Below are 3,243 nucleotides of genomic sequence, written 5' to 3'. Positions count from 1 at the left end.
GGGCCTTCGGTTGCCGGCCCCAGTGCACTCGGGATGTTGTCCCGGGGTGATGGGTGGTTGGTCGTTGTTTGAGAACTGCACAGTGGACGCGAGCATCTGTGGCCAAGTTTTTAAGGGCGCACGGTGGATGCCTTGGCACCAGGAACCGATGAAGGACGTGGGAGGCCGCGATAGGCCCCGGGGAGTCGTCAACCAGGCTTTGATCCGGGGGTGTCCGAATGGGGAAACCCGGCAGTCGTCATGGGCTGTCACCCGCTGCTGAACACATAGGCAGTGTGGAGGGAACGCGGGGAAGTGAAACATCTCAGTACCCGCAGGAAGAGAAAACAACCGTGATTCCGGGAGTAGTGGCGAGCGAAACTGGATGAGGCCAAACCGTATGCGTGTGAGACCCGGCAGGGGTTGCGCATGCGGGGTTGTGGGATCTCTCTGCCACGGTCTGCCGGCCGTGGGACGAGTCAGAAACCGTTGATGTAGGCGAAGGACATGCGAAAGGTCCGGCGTAGAGGGTAAGACCCCCGTAGTCGAAACGTCAGCGGCTCGTTTGAGAGACACCCAAGTAGCACGGGGCCCGAGAAATCCCGTGTGAATCTGGCGGGACCACCCGCTAAGCCTAAATATTCCCTGGTGACCGATAGCGGATAGTACCGTGAGGGAATGGTGAAAAGTACCCCGGGAGGGGAGTGAAATAGTACCTGAAACCGTGTGCCTACAAGCCGTGGGAGCGTCGGACATCAGCTTGCTGGTGTCTCGTGACTGCGTGCCTTTTGAAGAATGAGCCTGCGAGTTTGCGGTGTGTTGCGAGGTTAACCCGGGTGGGGTAGCCGTAGCGAAAGCGAGTCCGAAGAGGGCGTTTGAGTAGCACGCTCAAGACCCGAAGCGGGGTGATCTAGCCATGGGCAGGTTGAAGCGGAGGTAAGACTTCGTGGAGGACCGAACCCACCAGGGTTGAAAACCTGGGGGATGACCTGTGGTTAGGGGTGAAAGGCCAATCAAACTCCGTGATAGCTGGTTCTCCCCGAAATGCATTTAGGTGCAGCGTCGTGTGTTTCTTGCCGGAGGTAGAGCACTGGATAGGCGATGGGCCCTACCGGGTTACTGACCTTAGCCAAACTCCGAATGCCGGTAAGTGAGAGCGCGGCAGTGAGACTGTGGGGGATAAGCTCCATGGTCGAGAGGGAAACAGCCCAGAGCATCGACTAAGGCCCCTAAGCGTACGCTAAGTGGGAAAGGATGTGGAGTCGCACAGACAACCAGGAGGTTGGCTTAGAAGCAGCCATCCTTGAAAGAGTGCGTAATAGCTCACTGGTCTAGTGATTCCGCGCCGACAATGTAGCGGGGCTCAAGCGTACCGCCGAAGTCGTGTCAATCCAGTGTGTGCCCTAACGGGTGCTGGGTTGGGTAGGGGAGCGTCGTCTGCCGGGTGAAGCAGCACCGGAAGGTAGTTGTGGACGGTTGACGAGTGAGAATGCAGGCATGAGTAGCGATTCACACGTGAGAAACGTGTGCGCCGATTGACTAAGGGTTCCTGGGTCAAGCTGATCTGCCCAGGGTAAGTCGGGACCTAAGGCGAGGCCGACAGGCGTAGTCGATGGATAACCGGTTGATATTCCGGTACCCGCTGTGAAGCGCCAAACATCGAATCCAGTGATGCTAAGCCCGTGAAGCCGCCCGCTTTCAGCTTTGCTGTTGGTGGGAGTGGTGGAGCCGGTGACCCGAGCTGGTAGTAGGTGAGTGATGGGGTGACGCAGGAAGGTAGTCCATCCCGGGCGGTGGTTGTCCCGGGGTAAGGGTGTAGCCCGAGTGGTAGGCAAATCCGCCACTCGTTGTGGGTGAGACCTGATGCCGAGCCGATTGTGGTGAAGTGGATGATCCTATGCTGTCGAGAAAAGCCTCTAGCGAGTTTCATGGCGGCCCGTACCCTAAACCGACTCAGGTGGTCAGGTAGAGAATACCGAGGCGTTCGGGTGAACTATGGTTAAGGAACTCGGCAAAATGCCCCCGTAACTTCGGGAGAAGGGGGGCCATGTCTGGTGATCACTCTTGCAGTGTGAGCTGGGTGTGGCCGCAGAGACCAGCGAGAAGCGACTGTTTACTAAAAACACAGGTCCGTGCGAAGCCGTAAGGCGATGTATACGGACTGACGCCTGCCCGGTGCTGGAACGTTAAGGGGACCGGTTAGCTCACCTTCGGGTGGGCGAAGCTGAGAACTTAAGCGCCAGTAAACGGCGGTGGTAACTATAACCATCCTAAGGTAGCGAAATTCCTTGTCGGGTAAGTTCCGACCTGCACGAATGGCGTAACGACTTCTCGACTGTCTCAACCATAGGCCCGGTGAAATTGCACTACGAGTAAAGATGCTCGTTTCGCGCAGCAGGACGGAAAGACCCCGGGACCTTTACTACAGTTTGATATTGGTGTTCGGTTCGGCTTGTGTAGGATAGCTGGGAGACTGTGAAGCGGGCACGCCAGTGTTCGTGGAGTCGTCGTTGAAATACCAGTCTGGTCGTGCTGGATGTCTAACCTGGGTCCGTGATCCGGATCAGGGACAGTGTCTGATGGGTAGTTTAACTGGGGCGGTTGCCTCCTAAAGGGTAACGGAGGCGCCCAAAGGTTCCCTCAGCCTGGTTGGCAATCAGGTGTTGAGTGTAAGTGCACAAGGGAGCTTGACTGTGAGACCGACGGGTCGAGCAGGGACGAAAGTCGGGACTAGTGATCCGGCGGTGGCTTGTGGAAGCGCCGTCGCTCAACGGATAAAAGGTACCCCGGGGATAACAGGCTGATCTTCCCCAAGAGTCCATATCGACGGGATGGTTTGGCACCTCGATGTCGGCTCGTCGCATCCTGGGGCTGGAGTCGGTCCCAAGGGTTGGGCTGTTCGCCCATTAAAGCGGTACGCGAGCTGGGTTTAGAACGTCGTGAGACAGTTCGGTCCCTATCCGCTGTGCGCGTAGGAGTCTTGAGAAGGGCTGTCCCTAGTACGAGAGGACCGGGACGGACGAACCTCTGGTGTGCCAGTTGTTCTGCCAAGGGCATGGCTGGTTGGCTACGTTCGGGAGGGATAACCGCTGAAAGCATCTAAGCGGGAAGCCTGCTTCAAGATGAGGACTCCCACCCACTTGATGGGGTAAGGCTCCCAGTAGACGACTGGGTTGATAGGCCGGATATGGAAGCACGGTAACGTGTGGAGTTGACCGGTACTAATAGGCCGAGGGCTTGTCCTCAGTTGCTCGCGTCCACTGT

At 57.5% G+C, this 3,243-nt stretch carries 1 rRNA gene; it reads left to right on the top strand.

Annotated elements, in window-relative coordinates:
* The first annotated feature begins 100 nt into the window (after positions 1–100).
* Positions 101–3,224 (top strand): 23S ribosomal RNA (locus HCJ93_RS28960).
* The last annotated feature ends 19 nt before the right edge of the window (positions 3,225–3,243 follow it).

The sequence above is a fragment of the Streptomyces composti genome (assembly GCF_012034205.1).
Classification (GTDB): domain Bacteria; phylum Actinomycetota; class Actinomycetes; order Streptomycetales; family Streptomycetaceae; genus Streptomyces; species Streptomyces composti.
Note: the sequence above shows the minus strand (reverse complement) of the source record. Positions and strands in the feature narration are given on the sequence as shown.